The sequence below is a fragment of the Streptomyces sp. NPDC050085 genome (assembly GCF_044460595.1).
Taxonomy (GTDB): Bacteria; Actinomycetota; Actinomycetes; order Streptomycetales; family Streptomycetaceae; genus Streptomyces.
Window position 1 is genome coordinate 191,223 of record NZ_JBITJZ010000006.1, and the last position, 16,910, is coordinate 208,132.

Consider the following 16,910-nt stretch of genomic DNA (forward strand, 5'->3'; position numbering starts at 1 on the left):
TCCGTCACGCCGTTGAGGCGACCGCATCCGCCGACCACGGGGCTACGAGACACCAGTACAGGCCCGCTCCCGCGGCGTACCAGAGCAGGTCCGGCGGGTTGAACGTCGCCCCGAGGAGCGGCTGGAGCAGGGCCGGGATCCCCGCGATCTGCAGGAACTCCACCGACACGCTGAACGCGAGCGCGATGCCGGCGACGACAACGGGCCTCAGCCGGGGCGCCGCCAAGGCCACGACGCAACACGCCAGCACGGTGTAGAGAGCGTCCCCGGCGTACTTCGCGAAATCGCCGGTGGTCCACGCCCGGACGGCGAGTCCGGCCGCGACGGTCACCACCGCGCCCCCCCAGGGCCCTCCAACGCCTGTTCATCGGAGCGAGCTTACGTCCGTCCCGCTCCGGCAACGTGCGTCACCTCGAGCCACTACGCTCGCCGCGTGAGCGAGATCGTGGCGGTTTCCGACGGCTCCGGGCCGGGTGTCCTGCTGGTGCACGGCGGTGCCGGCCCGCGGACGACGTGGGGCGCGCTCGCCCCGCTTGCCGAGCGGTGGACGCTGGTCCGCGCCCATCGCCGTGGCTATCCGCCGAGCCCTCCACCGCAGCAGGGACAGGACTTCGAGGTGGACGCCCGGGACCTGGCACCGCTGCTCGTCGACCGCCCGCACGTGGTCGCCCACTCCTACGGTGTCCTCGGAACGTTGATCGCGGCCGCTGCCGAACCGGACAGCGTCCGCTCGCTCACCCTGATCGAGCCTCCACTGAACCACCTCGTCCCCGACGATCCGGAAGTCGCCCGGCTCGAACGCATCGGCGATGCCGTCCTCACTCACGGAATGGCCACGGACCAGGCCGAGTTGCGCGAGTTCCTCCGTCTTGCGGGTGCCCCCATCGGTGACGGCCCGCTCCCCGCGGAGGTGATCGCCGGCGTCCGACGGGCGCACGGCGCCCGGCTGACCAGCGAGGCACGCCCACGGCTCGACGCAATCCGGGACGCCGGAATCCCGGTGCTCGTCGCATCCGGAGGACACGCGGCCGCGCACGAGCGGATCTGCGACGCACTCGCGGCGGCGCTCGGCGGCGAGCGCAGCGTGCATCCGGGCGCCGGTCATTTCGTCGCCGCAGCACCGGGGTTCGCGCAACGGCTCGAGGACTTCCTGCTCAAGAACGCCGTGTAGGCAGGGCGTGGTGATCTCTCACCATGGTGCGAGTCGTGCGGACGCGCGCCGGAAGCGGCCGTCCACGTGAGCGCGAACGACGCCGGAGATCTGCCGAACCAGGTGCCGCCGAAGCGCTCCCGGCCAGGGAGCAATCCAGGGCCGGGCGCGCCGAGAGGCACGGACCGTCACGGGGCGTCGGAGCGTTCCTGACGACCGGCGTCAGTGACCGCGCCGCCGACACGGAACCCGGGGCGCAGACACGCGAGCGGGGCCCGGACGCCGTCTGGGGACGGATCCGGACCCCGCTCGAGAGAGTTCGGGTACCTCGGAGATCAGAGGTTGACGCCGCAGTGCGGCCAGGCGCCCTTGCCCTGGCTGGCCAGGACCTTGTTGGCGACGGCGATCTGCTCGCCCTTCGATGCCAGGTGGGCGCTGGAGGCGTAGGCGGTGCCGCCGTACGCGGCCCAGGTGGACGACGTGAACTGCAGACCGCCGGTGAAACCGTTGCCGGTGTTCGCCGCCCAGTTCCCGCCCGACTCGCACTGCGCGACGGCGTCCCACGCACCCTGGGGGGCGGCGGACGCGGTGCCCGTGCCCGCGATCACCATGGTGCCGGCGACGCCGGCGAGGGCGGTGGCGGCGACGAAGTGACGGGTGCGGGTGGAGCGGGCGGCGTTGCGAACCATGGAGAGCACGTAGGAAGCCTTTGTTCGGGGACGTGGCGGTCGCGGTCGGGGCGGGGCCCTGAGCGCGGCTGTCGCCCCGGGCAGTGCCGGAGCGACCTCTCCACCATGGCGACCCGGGCGGCCTTCTCGAAGGGACTTCCGGCCGACCGCCCGGGCCGAAAGTCCCGGATCGGACAGTGCGGGAGCCGGGACCTTCGACTCTGGTGCCCTTGCTCTTCCCGTGGGCTCTCCGGCCACTCTCCACGCCTGCGTGTGGGACGTCCTGCCCCCGCTTACGCGAACGTGACACCGTTCACGCGCGCCAGCGGAAGCACACCTCGAAATACCCTCTGACCTGCGAAGATAAGGACCACGGCGGAATCAGGGTGGCGCGAGCCACACCGCGAGGTGATGGGGACACGTCCACGCGCCGCAGGGGACTCGACCCCGCCGCGAGTGTTCACGTACAGGAACTTGAGTCCATCTCATTGACGCACTCACGCCATGGTTCGTACCTTTCTGGTCGCACGGTTCACAAAACGGCACTTGATTCACGTATTTGAACCGCACCCTAGCGGTACGTGAACCCCACCCCCCGTTGCCCGCCAGGAGGACCCCCGACCACCATCCCCTCGTCGCGGCTCCAGGGCGCGAACGGCTACCAGGACGCGTACTTCTACACGGACACCCGCGACGGAGCCATGACCTTCTGGGCTCCGGAGAAGGGCGTCACCACCCCCAACTCCCTGCGTGCCGCTGAGTGACCAGTCCGCGGCGCTGCCGCTGCGGTTCATCTCGCGGAGCTCGGAGCGGGCGTAGTCACCATGAAGGCCACCCTGCGCGTGGTCTCGGTGACGAAGAACGTCTGCGTGGGCCAGATACACCTGGGCTCGGGCGGCTCGTCGACCAAGCCGCTCCTGGAGCTGTACTACCACTCCAACGGTGACATCGCCCTCGGCACCGAGAACTCGCCCTCCGGCGGCCACACCATCGACCTGACGGTCAACGGCACGACGACGCACTACTCGATCCCGTCGTCGTTCAACCCGTACAAGCAGTACTTCAAGGCCGGTTCCTACAACCAGTCCTCGTCCGACAGCACGACGAACGGCGCCCGGGTCGCCTTCTACGGCCTCACCGTCGCACACAGCGGCTGACCAACTGCCCGAGCCCCGGCCGCACTTGGCAGCCGGGGCTCCGCGCCGCACTCGATACGCTCGGCACACGGTGATGACACGGCGCTGGGCGAAACAGCGAGGGTGGGCGTATGAGGAGCGAACCTCATAGGGGGCCGGTGGTCCACAATCAGGCCTTCGACGTGGACGGTCCCGTCGTCCAGGCCAACGTGATCGAGAACCTCACTCTCCATGGGGACGGCGCGAGCGGGCTGCGGGAGCGTCGCGGTGTCGCGTACGACCGGTTCGTGGCAGCGACCCGCTCCTGCTGGCGCGCCGTCGACACCGCATACGAACGCGAGGTCCCCGAGCAACTCGCCGACGCCGAGGACGCGCTGCACCAGGCCTTGGCCGCCGTGCACCGCGAGGGGCCGCAGGCCATGGGCGAACTCGCGCATCAGGTGCTGCTCGCCTGCCGACTCCAGATCCGCGCCGCGCTCCTGCACGGGCCCGCGTGGCGGGCCTGCCGCCGGATGGCCGACGCGGAGGAGGCCGAGCAGCGCTGGGGCCCTCCCGGACCGGCCGGCGCGGCCCGGGCCGCCCACGCGAGCGCCAAGGTCGCCGGGTGGCGGCGGCGGGACGAGCACGGCGACCTGGCGCGGACCGCGGTCGACCGGATCAGGGCGTGCCGGGACCTCAGCAACTCCGATGTTGCCGCCCTGGTCGAGGACGTGTCCCGGGTCGAGACGCACGACACGGCGCGATCGGACCGTGCCGCGTACCAGGCCGCTGCGGCAGGGTGGTTGAGCCGGTTCATCGACGCCCAGGCCTCCCCCGGGGCCCGTTGACGTGTCCAGCGAGACACGTGTGCGTCGGGCGGCCGGGGAGAGTGCTGCCGGTGGTACGAGCCCCTCGTGCTCAGGGCAGGAACGTCACGGCCGGGAAGGCTGGGGACGGTCCGTCGAGCAGGCGGCTGTGGTGGTGGCGCAGGTGCTCGTCGAAGAACGCGAGCGGGTAGGCCTGCTGGATCCGCACCGCCTGGTCGGGGTCGAGGGTGCCGATCACGTCCTGGAGCTGTTGCGCGCTCCATCCGTACACCTTCGCCACCTGTGGGAACAGTGCCTCGTTGTCGCCGTACGAGACGTGGACGGCGCCCTCGGCCCGAATGTTGCGCCGCCAGCCCCGCAGGCGGGACCAGAAGGCGTCGGCCTCGGGATCCGTGGCGCGGGTGAACTCGGCGGACACCATCATGAACGGCCGGTCCAGGCGGCCGGCCAGCGGCGGGTTCATCTGCATCGGGCCGTCGAGGCTCAGCCCGGCCCGGATGCGTTCGTCGGCGAGCGCGGCGCAGGCGGTGGCCGTCCCGCCCTTCGACCAGCCGAACGCGCCGATGCGCCGCGGGTCGAGGCAGCCGAGCAGCCCGGCGGGCAGCTCTCTGCGGTCGGCGTCCGGATTGCACCCGGCGGCCAGTTGCTCGACGCAGCCGAGAACGAAACGCAGGTCGGCGGCGAAGTCCCCGGGCAGTGTCGGCGCCTGCGGATCGCGGAGGGGCACGGCGATGCGGCCGTCGGGGAAAACGGTGTAGCTGTCGTACTGGTGGGCCACCGTCACCACCGCGTAGCCGTGGCTGGCGAGTTCCTGGACCACGACGGTGTGGTCGCCCTGGTGGCTGTGCGCGCCGTGCGAGAACACGACGACGGGCAGGCGCCCGCCCGTACGCCGTACCGGAGCGCCGACGTGGCCGGCGGTGAGCGGCGCCAGTGGGGCGAGATCACCGAATCCCGCGTCGTCGAGGAACGCCTGAAGTGCACCGGCCGGCATCCAGGGCGCCACCGGGTACCGGTCGACGTCCCTGGCGGGGTACCAGACGGTGGCCATCAGCTCACGGAAGTGCCCGGCGCCCGCGAGAGCGTCCGGACGCGACCGGTCGACGAGGTGCAGCTGGACCGTGCCCACCGGGTGCGGACCGGTCGGCGCGGGCAGCGTGAGGCGCTCGGCCGTGGGCCCGGCCGCTGCCGGGCCCGCCCACGCGGGGTCCGCACCTGCGGCGATCGGCGCGGCCACGCCCGCGGCCAGCGCGGTTCCCAACATGCGGCGGCGCGTCATGCCCTTGTGGGTGATGAACGACGCGGTGGTCATGGGCCCTCCCGGGGTGACGGTTCGTCAGCCGTGCCGCAACGGCCAGTCCGTGGGCACAGCTCGACGCTGTCACGCACCCCTCCCCCGCAGCATCGGTCCACCGGCTCATCAGGCCCGCGAGCACCAGCCCGCAGACCTACGCCCCCGGGCCGATGCATTCCGGCGCCCTTCGCCCTGCCAGCCGCGTCTCAGCCGATGCACCTGTCGGGAATCTCCACGGGTCGCTATCATGCCCGAACTTGTGATGGACACCCCGATCACTCGTTCTTCACCGGAAAACCATACCGACCAGGGCAAAAGTGACTGGTTGGCCTAATTCATCCAATGAGTCGGACACTTGAACACCACACCACCACGAATACCCTCGGGCAGGCTCCTCACGTTGACCGGTCGGCATCGGCGAGGGCCGATGTTGTGGGCAGCGGCAGGTGCGCTCACGCTCGCCTTCCTCGTCGCGCTGGAGATCCAGGCGCGGCACTACGGCGAAGTGGGACCGGTCACCGCTCAAGCGCGGGAGCTGATATTCGCGCCCCGATCGGGGCCGTTGCTGTACGCCGGACTGGCGTTGACCATGGTGGTGCTCACCTGGCGGCAGCGGCTGGTCGCGCTCGGCGTCGCCCTCGGCATCGATGTGCTCGTCCTGCTGGTGCGGTGGGCGGCAGGCGCCGAGTTGAGCTTCGGCAACGGCGCGCTGTGGGTGGTGGTGGGGTGTGCGGTCTTCGCCGTCGCGCGCCGGACCGGCGAGGAACGCGTCCTGCTCCTCAAGGGCGCCGGCCTCGGACTGCTGCTGCTGATCGGCCACAAGGCCGGTGACACCTGGCTGCTGATCACGTGGATGACCCGGCCGGAGGTGCTCGATGCGTACGTCGCCACCGCCGATCACGCCCTGGGAAACCCGTCGTGGCTGGTCGGCAGGGCCGTCGAGGCCACCTCGCCCGTCAGCTGGCACGTACTCCACCTGATCTACTCCCAACTGCCGCTCGGTGCCGCGCTCATCGGGCTCTACCAACTGCGCAACGTGGCGGCCGAGCGGCGCTTCCCGGCCCACCACCTCGTGCGCACCTTCCTGGCCATCGGGCTGGTCGGGCCGGTCTTCTACATGCTCTTCCCGGTGGTCGGACCGGTGTTCGCCTACGGAGCCGAGGGCGGGCAGTGGGCGCTGGCCAACGTATGGCCGGACACGGTGCCGCCCATCAGTACCCGAGCGGTGCCGTTCGACCAGCTCACGCCCCGCAACTGCATGCCCAGCCTGCACACGGCGTGGGCGGTCACGCTCTTCGTCCACTCCCGCAAGGGCTCACGGCCCATGCGCTGGCTGGGCGCGTTCTGGCTGGCCGCCACCCTCACCGCGACGCTGGGCTTCGGATACCACTACGGCGCGGACCTCGTCGCCGGTGTGGTCTTCGCCCTCACGATCGAGGCGTCCATGCGCGCCGTCGCCCGTGGCTGGGACCGGTCGGCGACCCTCCTCGTCTGCTACGGGACGGCCGTCTTCACCGCCCTCCTGCTCGCGTACCGCTATCTGCCGGGACGCATGGCCGCCCTGCCCTGGGCGTTCGGACCACTGATGCTCCTGGCGATGGCCTCGGTGATCTACTTCTACGTACGGACCACCCGCCTGTGGGAGCTGACGACCGCGCCCGCGAAGGAAGTGGGCCTGCCCCGGCGTGCGGAGCCACAACCCGAACCGGCCTGAGGTCGAGGAACGCGCGGAGGGCGGCCGGCCCTGCCTGCTCGGCCGGCCGCGACCTCGCGCCGGTGCCCGTCAGCTGGGTTCCAGTACGAAGACGGGGATCACGCGGTCGGTCTTCTCCTGGTACTCGGCGTACGGCGGATACGCGGCGACCGCGCGCTCCCACCACTGGGCCTTCTCGTCCCCGGTGACCTCACGGGCCGTCATGTCCTGACGCACGGGCCCGTCCTGGAGCTCCACGTGCGGGTCGGCCCTGACGTTGAAGTACCAGACCGGGTGTCGCGGGAAGCCGCCCTTCGAGGCCACCGCCGCGTACCGCCCTTCGTGCTCCACGCGCATCAGCGGGATCTTGCGGATCCTGCCGCTCTTCGCGCCGCGCGTCGTGAGGATGACCACGGGCAGGCCCGTGTCCCACAGCGTCCCCCCTCGCGTGCCGTCCGAGCTCTCGTACAACTCGACCTGTTCGCGCACCCACTGCGCCGGACTCGGCTCGTACTCGCCCTCAAGCGGCATCGCGGTCACCCATCGTCGCGTACGGCTGTGTGGGGCGCAGTCCACCACAGACGCCGCGCGGATTCATCCGTCGTGCGCGGTCTGTACGCGCAGCAGCGGCAGGGCCGTTGTCACGAGGACCGCGGTGAGTCCGAGCGCGCACGTCCACAACGCTCCCTGGTTGCCCAGGGCGCCCGCCGCCAGGCCCGCGAGGAGCGAGCCCAGCGGGAGGCTCGACATGATGCCGACGCGGGCCGCCGCGTTGACGCGGCCCAGGATGTGTTCCGGGGTGAGGCGCTGGCGCAGGGTCACCAGGGACACGTTGATCAGGGGCGAGCTGAAGCCGAAGGCGAACTGGGCTGCGGCGAAGCCGATCCAGGACCAGTCGCGGGTGGTGGCGGCCAGGACGACGCCGCCGCCGGTGAGCAGCGCCAGGCCGATGAGGACGGTCCGGGGTTCTCCCCCGCGGCCGATCATGCGGGCCACCAGCGCCGATCCGATCAGGGCCGCGACCCCCTCCGCGGCGAGGCAGACGCCGATCGTGCGCGGTGACAGGCCCAACTCCCGTGTGGCGTAGAGCACTTGCAGGGCCATCAGGCCCGCGGTGAACAGGTTGGAGGTGGCCCCGGCCAGGATCACCAGTTGGACCTGGCGGTGCTTGCGTATGAAGCGCAGTCCCTCGGCCAGGTCGCCGCGGAGCCCCCGTGCGGTGGAGCGGCCGCCGGGGTGCGCAGCAGCCGCGCGTGGGGCGCGTCGGGCCGCGATGCCAAGGACGCAGGCCGCCGAGACGGCGTAGGAGGCGGCGTCGAGGGTGAGGGCGCCTGCCGGGGAGAACTGCACCACCAGGAAGCCCGCGCACGTCGGTCCCAGCAGTTGGGCGAACGAACGGCTCATCTCCAGGCGGCTGTTGGCCCGCGCGAGGCCTTCCTGCGCGACGGTGAACGGGACCAGCGTCTGATAGGCGACGTCGAAGAAGACGCTGAAGCAGCCGATGGCGAAGGCCAGCAGGAGCAGTGCGGGGACCGTGAGCATGTCGGCGGCGGACAGCAGTGGGATCGCCCCGACGAGTAGGGCCCGGCACACGTGGCAGACCAGCATGGTGCGGCGCTGGTCGTGGCGGTCGGACCAGGCGCCCGCGACGAGGCCGAGCACCACGATCGGGAGCCATCCGGCGGCGTTGATCAGACCCATCTGCGGGCCGGACGCGTGCAGGGTCAGCACCGCTGTCAGGGGCAGCGCGACCAGGGTGATCTGGGTGCCGAGGAGGGAGATCGTCTCGCTGCACCACAGCAGGGTGAAGTCGCCCCGCGGCGGACCGGGCCGTGCGGCCGTGTCCGTGGCGGTGCCCCGCCGGGGGTCCTCCACGGCGGTCACCGCAGGAAGGTGGCGGTCAGGGAGCGTCGGCCGGGGGCCGTGGACGCCGGGCTCCGGACCGCGTGCCAGGAGTCGTCCGACCTGACGAGGACGGCGCTCGTGCCGAGCAGCGGCGTGTGGGCGGCGACGGTGTGCGTGACGTCGGGGCCGTCGAGGACGAGCAGTTGTCCGCCGTCGGCCGGGGTCCAGCCGTCGCTCAGGTAGAAGATCTGCGTGACGAGCTTCTCGGGCTTGTCGACATGGGGGGACAGCCAGTCGCCGCCGGCGTACTCCCACAGGTTCAGCGAGAGGCGCGCGGTGTCCAGGGGGACTCCGGTCAGGCGGGCGATCTGTGCGCGGTAGGCGGGCGAGGCCAGGGTGCGGATCAGTTCGGGCCACGGTCCGCCGGGCCAGGTGTCCGGGGCATCGGTGTCGACGGGGCGGGTGGCCATGCGGTACGTCTTGTCGCCCTCGCGCTGTTCGCAGGGGGTCAGGGAGGCGTCGTCGAAGGACCGGGCGAGTTCTCCGGCCAGCGCGGGGACCAGTGCCTGGTCCAGCCAGGCGTGCGGCCAGGGCCGGGTCCGCAGGTGGGCGTCGGCGAGCGCGTCGACGAGGGTGGGGTGCTGGACTTCGGTGGGCATACGGGCTCCTGGGTTCAGCGGACCGACGGAAGCAGCGGCGCGTCCACGAGGCAGTCGGCGAGCTTCTGCGGCAGGTGGTCGTAACCGCGGTTGAGGTGGTGCGTGCCGGTGATCCGAACCGGTCCGCCGTCCGCGGCCAGGGCCGCCACCACGAGGGCCGCGGCACAGCGCAGGTCGGTGGCGTGGACCTGCACTCCCCCGGCGGGAACCTCCAGTGGTGCGGCGCCGACGACGATCCCGTCGGACGTGCCGTGGACGTCCGCGCCCAGCGCCGCGAGTCCGTCGAGGTGGTTGTAGCGGCCCTTCCACACCCCGTCGACGATCCGGGTGGGCCCGGGGCACCGGGTGGCGAGGACGGTGAACAGGGGCTGGGAGTCGCTGTAGATGGACGCGGGGTCGACCCGGATCTCGGGCAGCGGGCCGAAGGCGCCGTCGCGCGGGGCGCTCACGGTGATGCCGCCCGCCGTCTCGGTGAACTCCAGGCCGGCGCTTCGCCACAGCTCGTACTCCGGGTTCAGCCCGTCGCGCAGGGTGTCGCCGGACACGTTGGACAGGTGGATCTCGCCGCCGGTGACGGCGGCGACGGTGGCCCACGTGACCACTTCGAGCAGGTCCGGCGGCAGGTCGTAGGTGAGCAGGTCCTGACGGTGCGCAGGCCGCGGGGTGATCTCGATGCGGTCGTCGGCCCGCAGGACGTGCACGCCGTCCTGTTCCAGCAGGCGCAGCAGCGACTCCACTTCCGCCTTCCGGTACGGGCGGCGCAGCACGGTGGTTCCGTCGGCGAACGCGGCGGCGAGCACGGCGGCCTTGGTCGCTCCGGAGTACTCGGGCCCGGTCAGCCGCGTCTGGTCGTCGGCGAAGTGGCCGAGGTCCAACTCGGTGGCGCGGTAGCCGCGTTCGGGCAGGGTCAGCTCGCTGAGCGCGGCGTCGAAGCGGGCTCCGAACCGTTCCAGTACGCGGACGATGTGGCGCCAGGGCCGGGCTCCGCGGTCGCGTGCGCTGCCGATGGGACAGCCGCCGAATCCGGAGAAGCCGACCCTGCCCCGGCGGGCGAGGAGCGGGGGCAACAGGTACAGGCTGCCGTGGATGCCCTCCGCCGCCTGCGGCAGCATGGCGCCGCCGGATGCGGTCGGGTCGTCGGCGGACGGCGCGGCGCCGGGCGCGAGGACCAGGCTGGATCCCGCCTGCGAGGTGCTGACGCCCAGTTGGGGCAGCAGCTCCAGGTACGTGTGGGTTTCCAGGATGTCCGGCACGTTGGTGAGGACGGTGCGCCGCTCGGAGCCGATGGCGTAGGCGACGGCGAGCACCATGACGTGCTTGAAGCCGGAGACCTGTACGCGACCGTGTACGGGGTTGCCGCCGCGCACCGTGAGGCGGTCCTGAGCCGGCGTGGGGGAAAGCGAGAAGACGTCAGTGCTCACGGTGTTCTCCGCCTTTCGTCGAGGTGTGGGTGGGCCGGCGCACGAGTTCGGCCAGGGAGTTCAGATCGCTCCACACCGCGGTGCGGGCACGGTCGGCGTCGGTGAGCGGCGTGTCTCCGGCGCGGTCCAGGAACGCGGTCCGAAAGCCGTGTTCGCGTGGTCCGGCGACGTCGCAGTCGTAGCGGTCGCCGACGAAGAGAACCTCCGCCGCGGCGAGCGGGGCGAGCGAGCGCAGGGCGGCGGTGAACATGTTCGGGTGCGGCTTGCGGGCGCCGACCCGCCAGGACACCACGCAGGCCAGCGGCCGCAGTTGAGGCTCGAGCAGGTCGTGGAGCTTGCCCTCCACGTCGGGAGACGCGTTGGAGCACAGGACCCACGGGATGCCCTGGTCGTGCAGGGCGCGCAGGGCCGGGAGCACGTCGGGGAAGAGTTCGAGCCTGCGGTCGTCGATGACGGCGCGCAGTCTCGCCAACAGGTCCTGGGTGAGGGGCACTTGGGCGTAGTCGGCGGCGGCACGCCAGCTCTGCTCCTCCCACTGGGCGTAGGCCTCGGCGGTGACCGGAGCATCGCTCTGGGCCGTGCCGTTCTGCCCCTCCACCAGGCTGACCAGGTGCCGGGTGTCCATTCCCGCGCGGTCGGGAGCCAAGTCGTACAGCACCTGGGCCGGGCTGCCGACGGTGCCGGGCTGCCAGCGGCCCAGGGTGCCGAAGAAGTCGAACGCCACGGCGCGCGGAGGCACAAGTGCCGTGGCGGGCTCGGGAGTTGTGGTGGCCGGGGGGCTCGGACGGCTTCCCGTCCGCGCGGTCGAGGGCATGCCGTGCTCCTGGGGGGCGAGGTGGGAGAGGAGGGTGGCCAGGTCCGGGGCGCGCCCGACGACCAGCGGGTGCAGTCGGTGGGTGTCGGCCAGACGGCGGGTGGCGGGCAGGTCGATGCGCCGGTAGCGCAGCGCGGTCCGGGCGATCTTCGTGATGCCCCGGCCGGCCTTCATGCGGCCTGCGGCACGCAGTTGCCGGGGCAGGTCCTGCGTCCGGCCGAGGTAGATGCCGAGCGTGCGGCGCATCAGACGCCACAGGCACACGGCGGGGCCGGGGTCGACGACGACGACGTGGGTGGCGCGGCGCAGCCGGAGGTCCAGGGTCGGCTGGAAGTTCCCGGCGATGATCCAGCTGTCCCCGCCGGTGACCCGCCGCTGGCGTGCACGCCACTCGCCGGCGGTCGGGCGGGTCCAGTCGCTGCCCCAGTACAGGTCGTCGAGGTCGTGGAGGGGCAGCGCGGAGCGGGCCGCGAGTGCGGCGGCCAGGCGGCTCTTGCCTGCGCCCGGCGGGCCGACGATCACGACCCGCACGGCGCCTCCCGGCCGTCGGCCCAGTAGGCGTGCAGGAGCAGGGCGCGGCGCGGCGCCGCGGCCCGGGCGTCGACGGGGAACACCTCGTGCCAGGACGCGTCGGAGCGGGCGAAGGCCAGGGAGTTGCCGTGGGCGGGGACGAACGTCTTCACGGGCTCGGCCGCGGTGGCCGTCGCGTACAGGCCGAGGCCGCCGCCCCAGTGCGGCTGCCAGCCGGGGCAGAGATAGACGTTCTGCGAGAACGCCTTGTCGGTGCGATCGGTGTGGCGGGACATCCAGCCGCCGCGGCGGTACTCGGTCAGGCGCACCTCCATGTCGACCGGCACGGCGGGAAGGCCGAGCAGGCGCAGCATGTGCCGGCTGTACCCGGGGTCGGTCAGGCGGTCCACCACGGCACGCCAGACGGGGTCGAGACGGTCCAGTTCGGGGGTGGTCGTGCCGCGGTGGTGCAGGTTCAGGGCGTTGACCGTGTACGTCTTGGACCCGCCGCTGCGATGCGTGGCGGTGGTCAGCAGGTGCGCGGGGTACGTGGCCGTGAGGCGGGCCGTGGTGTCGGCGCCGAGCAGGGTTCCGGGGCCGAACTCGACGTGGGGGTAAGGAAATGTGTGCCGTTCCCCGGGTGCGGGGGCCGGTACGGGAGGAGCCGCGGGAAGACGGTTCACCGGACCCTCCAACGGGTGCGCCAGGACCACATCTGGCTGCCGCTGACCACGGCGGCCTTGATCGTGTGCAGTTGGTCGGTGACGTCCTCGGGCACCTCCAGGGGCAGCCGCTCCGGGGTGTTGCCGAGCCTGGCGCGGCGCACGGGTGCGGCCGCGGCGCTGTTCTTGAACGTGGCCTGCCAGATGACGTGGCAGGAGCCGTGCGCCGTCTCCGGGTTGACCTCGAGGGCCGCATCGCGACCGGTGATGAGGCGGAAGGTGACGAAGGAGTCCGTGCTGTCCGGGGTGACCCGGCGGCTTCCGCAGTGCGGGCAGTCGTGGCGCAGGCTGCCCGTGCTGCCGAGCAGGTCGCGGAAGGCGAGGACGTGCATGCGCCGGCCGCACACCTCGCAGGCCTCCTGCCCGTGCCGCTCGTGCTGGGCCCACATGGCGGAGGTCAGCAGGTCGGCCGGGTCCTGCTGGGTGAGGAGCAGGTGCAGGGTCTCGGCGACGGACTCGCCCCAGTCGTCGAGCAGTTGGCGGGTCGCCTCGTGACCGCCGGGATGCGTGACGAGTCCGTGGGCGGATCCACCCGCCAGGCGGCGTATCGCGGTCAGGCGGGAGGCCTCGTGCCGATGGCGCAGCCCGGCCAGGCGTTCACCCAGTTCGAGTGCCTGGCGGCGGGCGGGCGACGAGATGAGCGCGGCCGTCAGTTGCCCGTACACGAGGCGCATCCGTTCCAGGTCCGCGCGGTGGCCGTCCAGGTCGGCGGCGCGCGGCTCCCAGGCGGAGACGAGGTCCACGACGTCGCTCGGAAGGCCGTCGGGCAGCACGAGGTGGCTGCCGCCGTAGGCGCTGTCGACACCGGGGCGCAGGGGCGTGTCGTCCGACCTGCGCAGGGCGAAGTGGCGTGTGCCGTCCGGGGGTTGGGGCAGGCGGTGCACCGCCACGCCTCGACCGGCGTACGCGGTGGCGCGGTCGGCGGTGGCGGCGGTGTCGGCGGGGGCGTCCGGGGCGCTGCCGAAGAGCCGGTAGTGGACGCGGCCGCGGCCCGAGACGTCGTCGAGGTAGTCGCGGACGTCACTCAACGGGGCGTCCCGCAGCATCGCGTGCAGGCCCTGGGTGATGGCCGGTGAGGCGGCTGCGTTGCCCGGCGGTGCCACGACCGTGGCGGCGTACCCGTCGAGGAATCCGACGACGACGTTGGTGGTGGAGGGAAAGGCGGGATCGATGATCGATCCGGCCTTGCAGGCAACGAGGACGACGCTGCCCGCCTTGATGTCCCGGCACAGCAGCACGTCGTCGTGGTGGCGTGCCCGCTTGCACGAGATGCCTGCCCGGCAGCCGCGTTCGAGCGGCGCTCCGGACACCAGGTCCCGTTCGACCGGGGTGTACAGGCCGCACACGACGAGGGGTCCGAGGGCGAGGTGGCCGCCGTCGCCGTGGGCGACGACGAGGAGCCGGCGCACCCCCTCGGTCAGTACACGGCGCAGGGTGGCGCGGTCCGGTGCGAGGTCCTCGCCGTCCAGCACGACGGTGGAGTGCAGCGCGTCGATGAGCAGCGTGTCGTGGACCCACTGGGCTGCGTGTGCGTGCCGGCCCTTGGCGCGGACGAAGCGGACTCCTTCCGCGCCGAGGCCGAGGTCTCCGTCGACGTGGGCCTGCAACATCCGGTAGAGACCGTTGAGGTCGCCCGGCGCGCAGTCGGGTTCCGGCGCCGATGCGGGGCAGAGCATCGGCAGGACCGCCGGGGCGGCGGACGGTGCGGGCACGGGGTCGAGGCCGTACCGCTCGGCCACCTGCGACCAGTGGTGGCCCGTACGGACGGCGGCCGGGCCGGTGCTGACGTCGGTCATGCCGTGCCGATCTCTGCGAGGTGCCGCATCAGGCAGTCGACGAACTGCCGGCCGACCGGTCCGTGCGCCACGGTGAACCGCACGTGGTGGTGCAGGCCGGTGGTGAGCCCCATGTCGCGTACGCGGTAGCCGCTGCGGTCGAGGCCGGCCGTCAGCGCCGCGGCGGATGCGGCGGTGGGGCGCGGCAGGTGCAGGAAGTTCCCGCCGGATTCCGGCGTGTGATGGCCGCGAGCGGCCAGCCGGAGGCGAATCGACTCCCGTGTGGTGGCGATGTCCTGCCACACGTGGGTGAAGCGGTCGTACACCCGGTCGGTACGGGACAGGGCGTGCAGGGCGAGGGCGCCGACGTGGTCCTCCTGGCGGGCCGCACGGAGCCAGTGCACCAGGTCGGTGCCGCCGCACGCGACGGCGAGCCGGCCTCCGGCGAAGCCGAACATCTTCGACCAGCTCAGCAGCACCAGGCAGTGCTCGTCGGCCAGCCGGGCCAGGTCCAGGGGGCTGCCGGCGAACCCGGCGTAGCAGCCGTCCACGACGAGCAGATGGCCTCGGCTGCGGCACAGCGCCGACAGGTGGGCGAGGTGTTCCGGTTCCGGGGTGTAGCCGGCGGGGCCGTTGGGCCAGGACACCACGACCAGGGAGGGTTCCGCGGCCGCGGCGGCGTCCAGGAGCGCCGCCAAGGATCCCTCGGCGCTGCCGTCCGCCGAGGCCACCCTGCGCAGCGGCCACAGCGCGGCGTCCACGGCCTGCGTCCACGCCTCGTAGTTGGGCTCCTGCAGCAGCAGGCCTCCGGGGAACGCGCCGCGCAGCGCGGTCAGCAGGAGCCGGATCGCGGCGTCGGAACCGGCGGACAGCAGCAGTTGGTGCGCGGGGAACCCGAGCAGTCGGCCCGCTGCCGTCGCCGCGGGTTCCTGCACCGGGTACGGGGTGAGCGCGGCCGGGTCGAACCCGTCGACCATCTCCCCCACCAACGCCGCGGTCCACGGGTGGTTGAGCTCGTTGGAGCTCAGGTTCACGCGCGGGTCGGCGCTGCGCCGGTCGCGCACCACCGCCTCGGGCCACCGCAGTCGGGTTCCGCTCGCGACGCTCATCGCACCTGCTCCAGTCGCTGCGGGATGCGGTCGGCGACCGGGGTGACCCAGTCCTCCCGGCCGTAGACCAGGCCGTACAGACGGTGCGCGGCCTGCTGGTCCGGGGCCTCGTCCGGGTGCAGGAGCTGCCGGTTGAACGCCGACGCCGCCGCGGGGCTCGTCGCCGCGCGCAGCCGGTCCATCGAGGAGTACACCGTCGGCCGGACCCGGCCCGCGGCCTCGCGAATGGTGCGCACGGTGTCCTCGGTGCCCTCGGCCGTCGTCCCGGGGAGCCCCACGATGACGAAGCAGTTCAGTTCGATGCCGAGCCGCGAACAGGCCGCGGCGAACCGGTCGTAGCGTTCCTGCTCCATCCGCTTGAGCCGGGGCAGCGACGCGTGGCCTGCCGGATCGAGGGTCTCCACCCCGACGCTGACGCGTACGCACCCCGACGCGGCCATGGCTTCGAGCAGCGGCTCGCTGAGGTGGGCCATGGTGGTGGCGCACTTCCACGGGTAGGGGCTGCCCAGCTCGATCAGTTCACGGCACAGCTGCTCGGTCCATTTGCGGTCGAGCGTGAAGGTGGGCGCGTAGAACGCCACGTACTCGAAGGGGTGCGCGGCGAAGCTGTCACGGATGTAGGCGACGGTCCGCTCCACGGTCAGCCTGCGGTCCCGCAGCCCCTGGAACGTGGGCACTTCGCAGAACGAGCAGTTCACCGGGCAGCCGCGGGACGCCGGGACCACCAGTTCGCGCCGCTGCGGGATGCCGCAGAACTTGTTCTGGTCGCGCTGGTACATGCGCTCGTAGGCGTCGTACGGGATCTCCTCGACGTCGGGCAGGACCCACTCGGACGCCGGCAGGAACACTCCGGCCGGCACCTCGTGGGGGTCCTGGCCGCGCAGCACAACACCGGGCAGCGGTGCCTCCCGCGTGCCCGCGAGGTGGCGGACGTACGCGGCGACGCCCGCCTCGGGGTCGCCGCTGACGACGATCGCGTCCAGGTCGTAGGCGTCGAAGGAGCGGGGTGCCTGGGTGCTCAGCCGTCCGGCGGTGACCACCCGGGTGCCGGGGGACAGTGTGCGCACGTAGTTCAGCAGCCGCGGCAGGTCGTCGACGTTGTCGAAGTCGTTGATGACGGCGAGCACGTCCGCCTGCTCCTGGTAGAGCAGGTCGCCGATCTCTTTCCAGGTGTGGTTCAACGCGCCCGCGTCGACGGCGCGCACCTGGTCGACCTCGGGCAGCGTGCGCAGATGGCCGGCCGTCAGGAACGTGCTGATGTGGTGCCCCGCGTTGAAGTAGCTCGGGACGTGCGGCGGCCACATGACT

General features: G+C 72.2%; 14 protein-coding genes and 2 pseudogenes. 4 read left to right on the forward strand and 12 right to left on the reverse strand.

All coding sequences use genetic code 11. From position 1 onward, the window contains the following. Positions 1-4 precede the first annotated feature (4 nt). Positions 5-334 (reverse strand): DUF2809 domain-containing protein, encoded by a 330-nt coding sequence (locus tag ACIBUY_RS23930; RefSeq protein WP_399153617.1) that lies wholly within the window; start codon positions 332-334, stop codon positions 5-7. Between the two features lie 99 nt (positions 335-433). Here ACIBUY_RS23930 and ACIBUY_RS23935 point away from each other — a divergent pair, with 99 nt between their 5' ends. Further along, positions 434-1,171: an alpha/beta fold hydrolase gene (locus ACIBUY_RS23935; RefSeq protein WP_399153618.1), complete on the forward strand. Its 738-nt coding sequence runs from the start codon at positions 434-436 to the stop codon at positions 1,169-1,171. A gap of 317 nt (positions 1,172-1,488) precedes the next feature. On the opposite strand, the pseudogene ACIBUY_RS23940 reads toward ACIBUY_RS23935, so the two are convergent. Next, a pseudogene (locus tag ACIBUY_RS23940) lies at positions 1,489-1,839 on the reverse strand (transglycosylase family protein); the annotation flags it as partial. Positions 1,840-2,399: 560 nt separating this feature from the next. Here ACIBUY_RS23940 and ACIBUY_RS23945 point away from each other — a divergent pair. After that, positions 2,400-2,975: pseudogene (locus ACIBUY_RS23945) on the forward strand (polysaccharide lyase family 7 protein). A 137-nt stretch (positions 2,976-3,112) separates the two neighbouring features. After that, positions 3,113-3,781: a hypothetical protein gene (locus ACIBUY_RS23950; RefSeq protein WP_399153619.1), complete on the forward strand. Its 669-nt coding sequence runs from the start codon at positions 3,113-3,115 to the stop codon at positions 3,779-3,781. Between the two features lie 70 nt (positions 3,782-3,851). Here the strand turns inward: ACIBUY_RS23950 and ACIBUY_RS23955 are convergent, their stop codons facing one another. Next, positions 3,852-5,072, reverse strand: a complete 1,221-nt coding sequence (locus ACIBUY_RS23955) for an acetylhydrolase (protein ID WP_365565610.1) — start codon at positions 5,070-5,072, stop codon at positions 3,852-3,854. A 409-nt stretch (positions 5,073-5,481) separates the two neighbouring features. On the opposite strand from ACIBUY_RS23955, the gene ACIBUY_RS23960 reads away from it, so the two are divergent. Next, complete coding sequence (locus ACIBUY_RS23960; RefSeq protein ID WP_399153620.1) at positions 5,482-6,768, forward strand: phosphatase PAP2 family protein; 1,287 nt, start codon at positions 5,482-5,484, stop codon at positions 6,766-6,768. Positions 6,769-6,837: 69 nt separating this feature from the next. Here ACIBUY_RS23960 and ACIBUY_RS23965 read toward each other — a convergent pair whose 3' ends face one another. From ACIBUY_RS23965 to ACIBUY_RS24005, 9 genes are all read right to left on the reverse strand, one after another. After that, a complete protein-coding gene (locus tag ACIBUY_RS23965) occupies positions 6,838-7,278 on the reverse strand; it encodes a nitroreductase family deazaflavin-dependent oxidoreductase (RefSeq protein WP_365565771.1) in 441 nt (146 codons plus the stop codon). 63 nt (positions 7,279-7,341) lie between these two features. Next, positions 7,342-8,631: an MFS transporter gene (locus tag ACIBUY_RS23970; protein ID WP_399153621.1), complete on the reverse strand. Its 1,290-nt coding sequence runs from the start codon at positions 8,629-8,631 to the stop codon at positions 7,342-7,344. After that, positions 8,628-9,251: a 2OG-Fe(II) oxygenase gene (locus tag ACIBUY_RS23975; protein ID WP_365565617.1), complete on the reverse strand. Its 624-nt coding sequence runs from the start codon at positions 9,249-9,251 to the stop codon at positions 8,628-8,630. Before ACIBUY_RS23975 ends, ACIBUY_RS23970 begins: the two co-directional genes overlap by 4 nt. Before the next feature lie 14 nt (positions 9,252-9,265). Next, positions 9,266-10,672 (reverse strand): hypothetical protein, encoded by a 1,407-nt coding sequence (locus tag ACIBUY_RS23980; RefSeq protein ID WP_399153622.1) that lies wholly within the window; start codon positions 10,670-10,672, stop codon positions 9,266-9,268. Beyond that, entirely contained in the window at positions 10,662-12,017 is a 1,356-nt protein-coding gene (locus ACIBUY_RS23985) for an HAD-IA family hydrolase (RefSeq protein ID WP_399153623.1), read from the reverse strand. Before ACIBUY_RS23985 ends, ACIBUY_RS23980 begins: the two co-directional genes overlap by 11 nt. Then, complete coding sequence (locus tag ACIBUY_RS23990; protein ID WP_399153624.1) at positions 12,005-12,679, reverse strand: 2OG-Fe(II) oxygenase family protein; 675 nt, start codon at positions 12,677-12,679, stop codon at positions 12,005-12,007. Before ACIBUY_RS23990 ends, ACIBUY_RS23985 begins: the two co-directional genes overlap by 13 nt. Next, positions 12,676-14,514, reverse strand: a complete 1,839-nt coding sequence (locus tag ACIBUY_RS23995; RefSeq protein WP_399153625.1) for a hypothetical protein — start codon at positions 14,512-14,514, stop codon at positions 12,676-12,678. The genes ACIBUY_RS23990 and ACIBUY_RS23995 overlap by 4 nt, the downstream gene beginning before the upstream one ends. Next, complete coding sequence (locus ACIBUY_RS24000; protein ID WP_399153626.1) at positions 14,511-15,602, reverse strand: aminotransferase class I/II-fold pyridoxal phosphate-dependent enzyme; 1,092 nt, start codon at positions 15,600-15,602, stop codon at positions 14,511-14,513. Before ACIBUY_RS24000 ends, ACIBUY_RS23995 begins: the two co-directional genes overlap by 4 nt. After that, positions 15,599-16,906, reverse strand: a complete 1,308-nt coding sequence (locus ACIBUY_RS24005) for a B12-binding domain-containing radical SAM protein (RefSeq protein WP_399153627.1) — start codon at positions 16,904-16,906, stop codon at positions 15,599-15,601. Before ACIBUY_RS24005 ends, ACIBUY_RS24000 begins: the two co-directional genes overlap by 4 nt. Between the last annotated feature and the right edge of the window lie 4 nt (positions 16,907-16,910).

What these genes read in the sequence shown, in the direction of transcription:
- ACIBUY_RS23955 (WP_365565610.1), bottom strand. Translation starts at nt 5,072, where the DNA reads ATGACCACCGCGTCGTTCATCACCCACAAGGGCATGACGCGCCGCCGC.
- ACIBUY_RS23960 (WP_399153620.1), top strand. Translation starts at nt 5,482, where the DNA reads ATGTTGTGGGCAGCGGCAGGTGCGCTCACGCTCGCCTTCCTCGTCGCG.
- ACIBUY_RS23965 (WP_365565771.1), bottom strand. Translation starts at nt 7,278, where the DNA reads ATGCCGCTTGAGGGCGAGTACGAGCCGAGTCCGGCGCAGTGGGTGCGC.
- ACIBUY_RS23975 (WP_365565617.1), bottom strand. Translation starts at nt 9,251, where the DNA reads ATGCCCACCGAAGTCCAGCACCCCACCCTCGTCGACGCGCTCGCCGAC.
- ACIBUY_RS23995 (WP_399153625.1), bottom strand. Translation starts at nt 14,514, where the DNA reads ATGACCGACGTCAGCACCGGCCCGGCCGCCGTCCGTACGGGCCACCAC.
- ACIBUY_RS24000 (WP_399153626.1), bottom strand. Translation starts at nt 15,602, where the DNA reads ATGAGCGTCGCGAGCGGAACCCGACTGCGGTGGCCCGAGGCGGTGGTG.
- ACIBUY_RS24005 (WP_399153627.1), bottom strand. Translation starts at nt 16,906, where the DNA reads ATGTGGCCGCCGCACGTCCCGAGCTACTTCAACGCGGGGCACCACATC.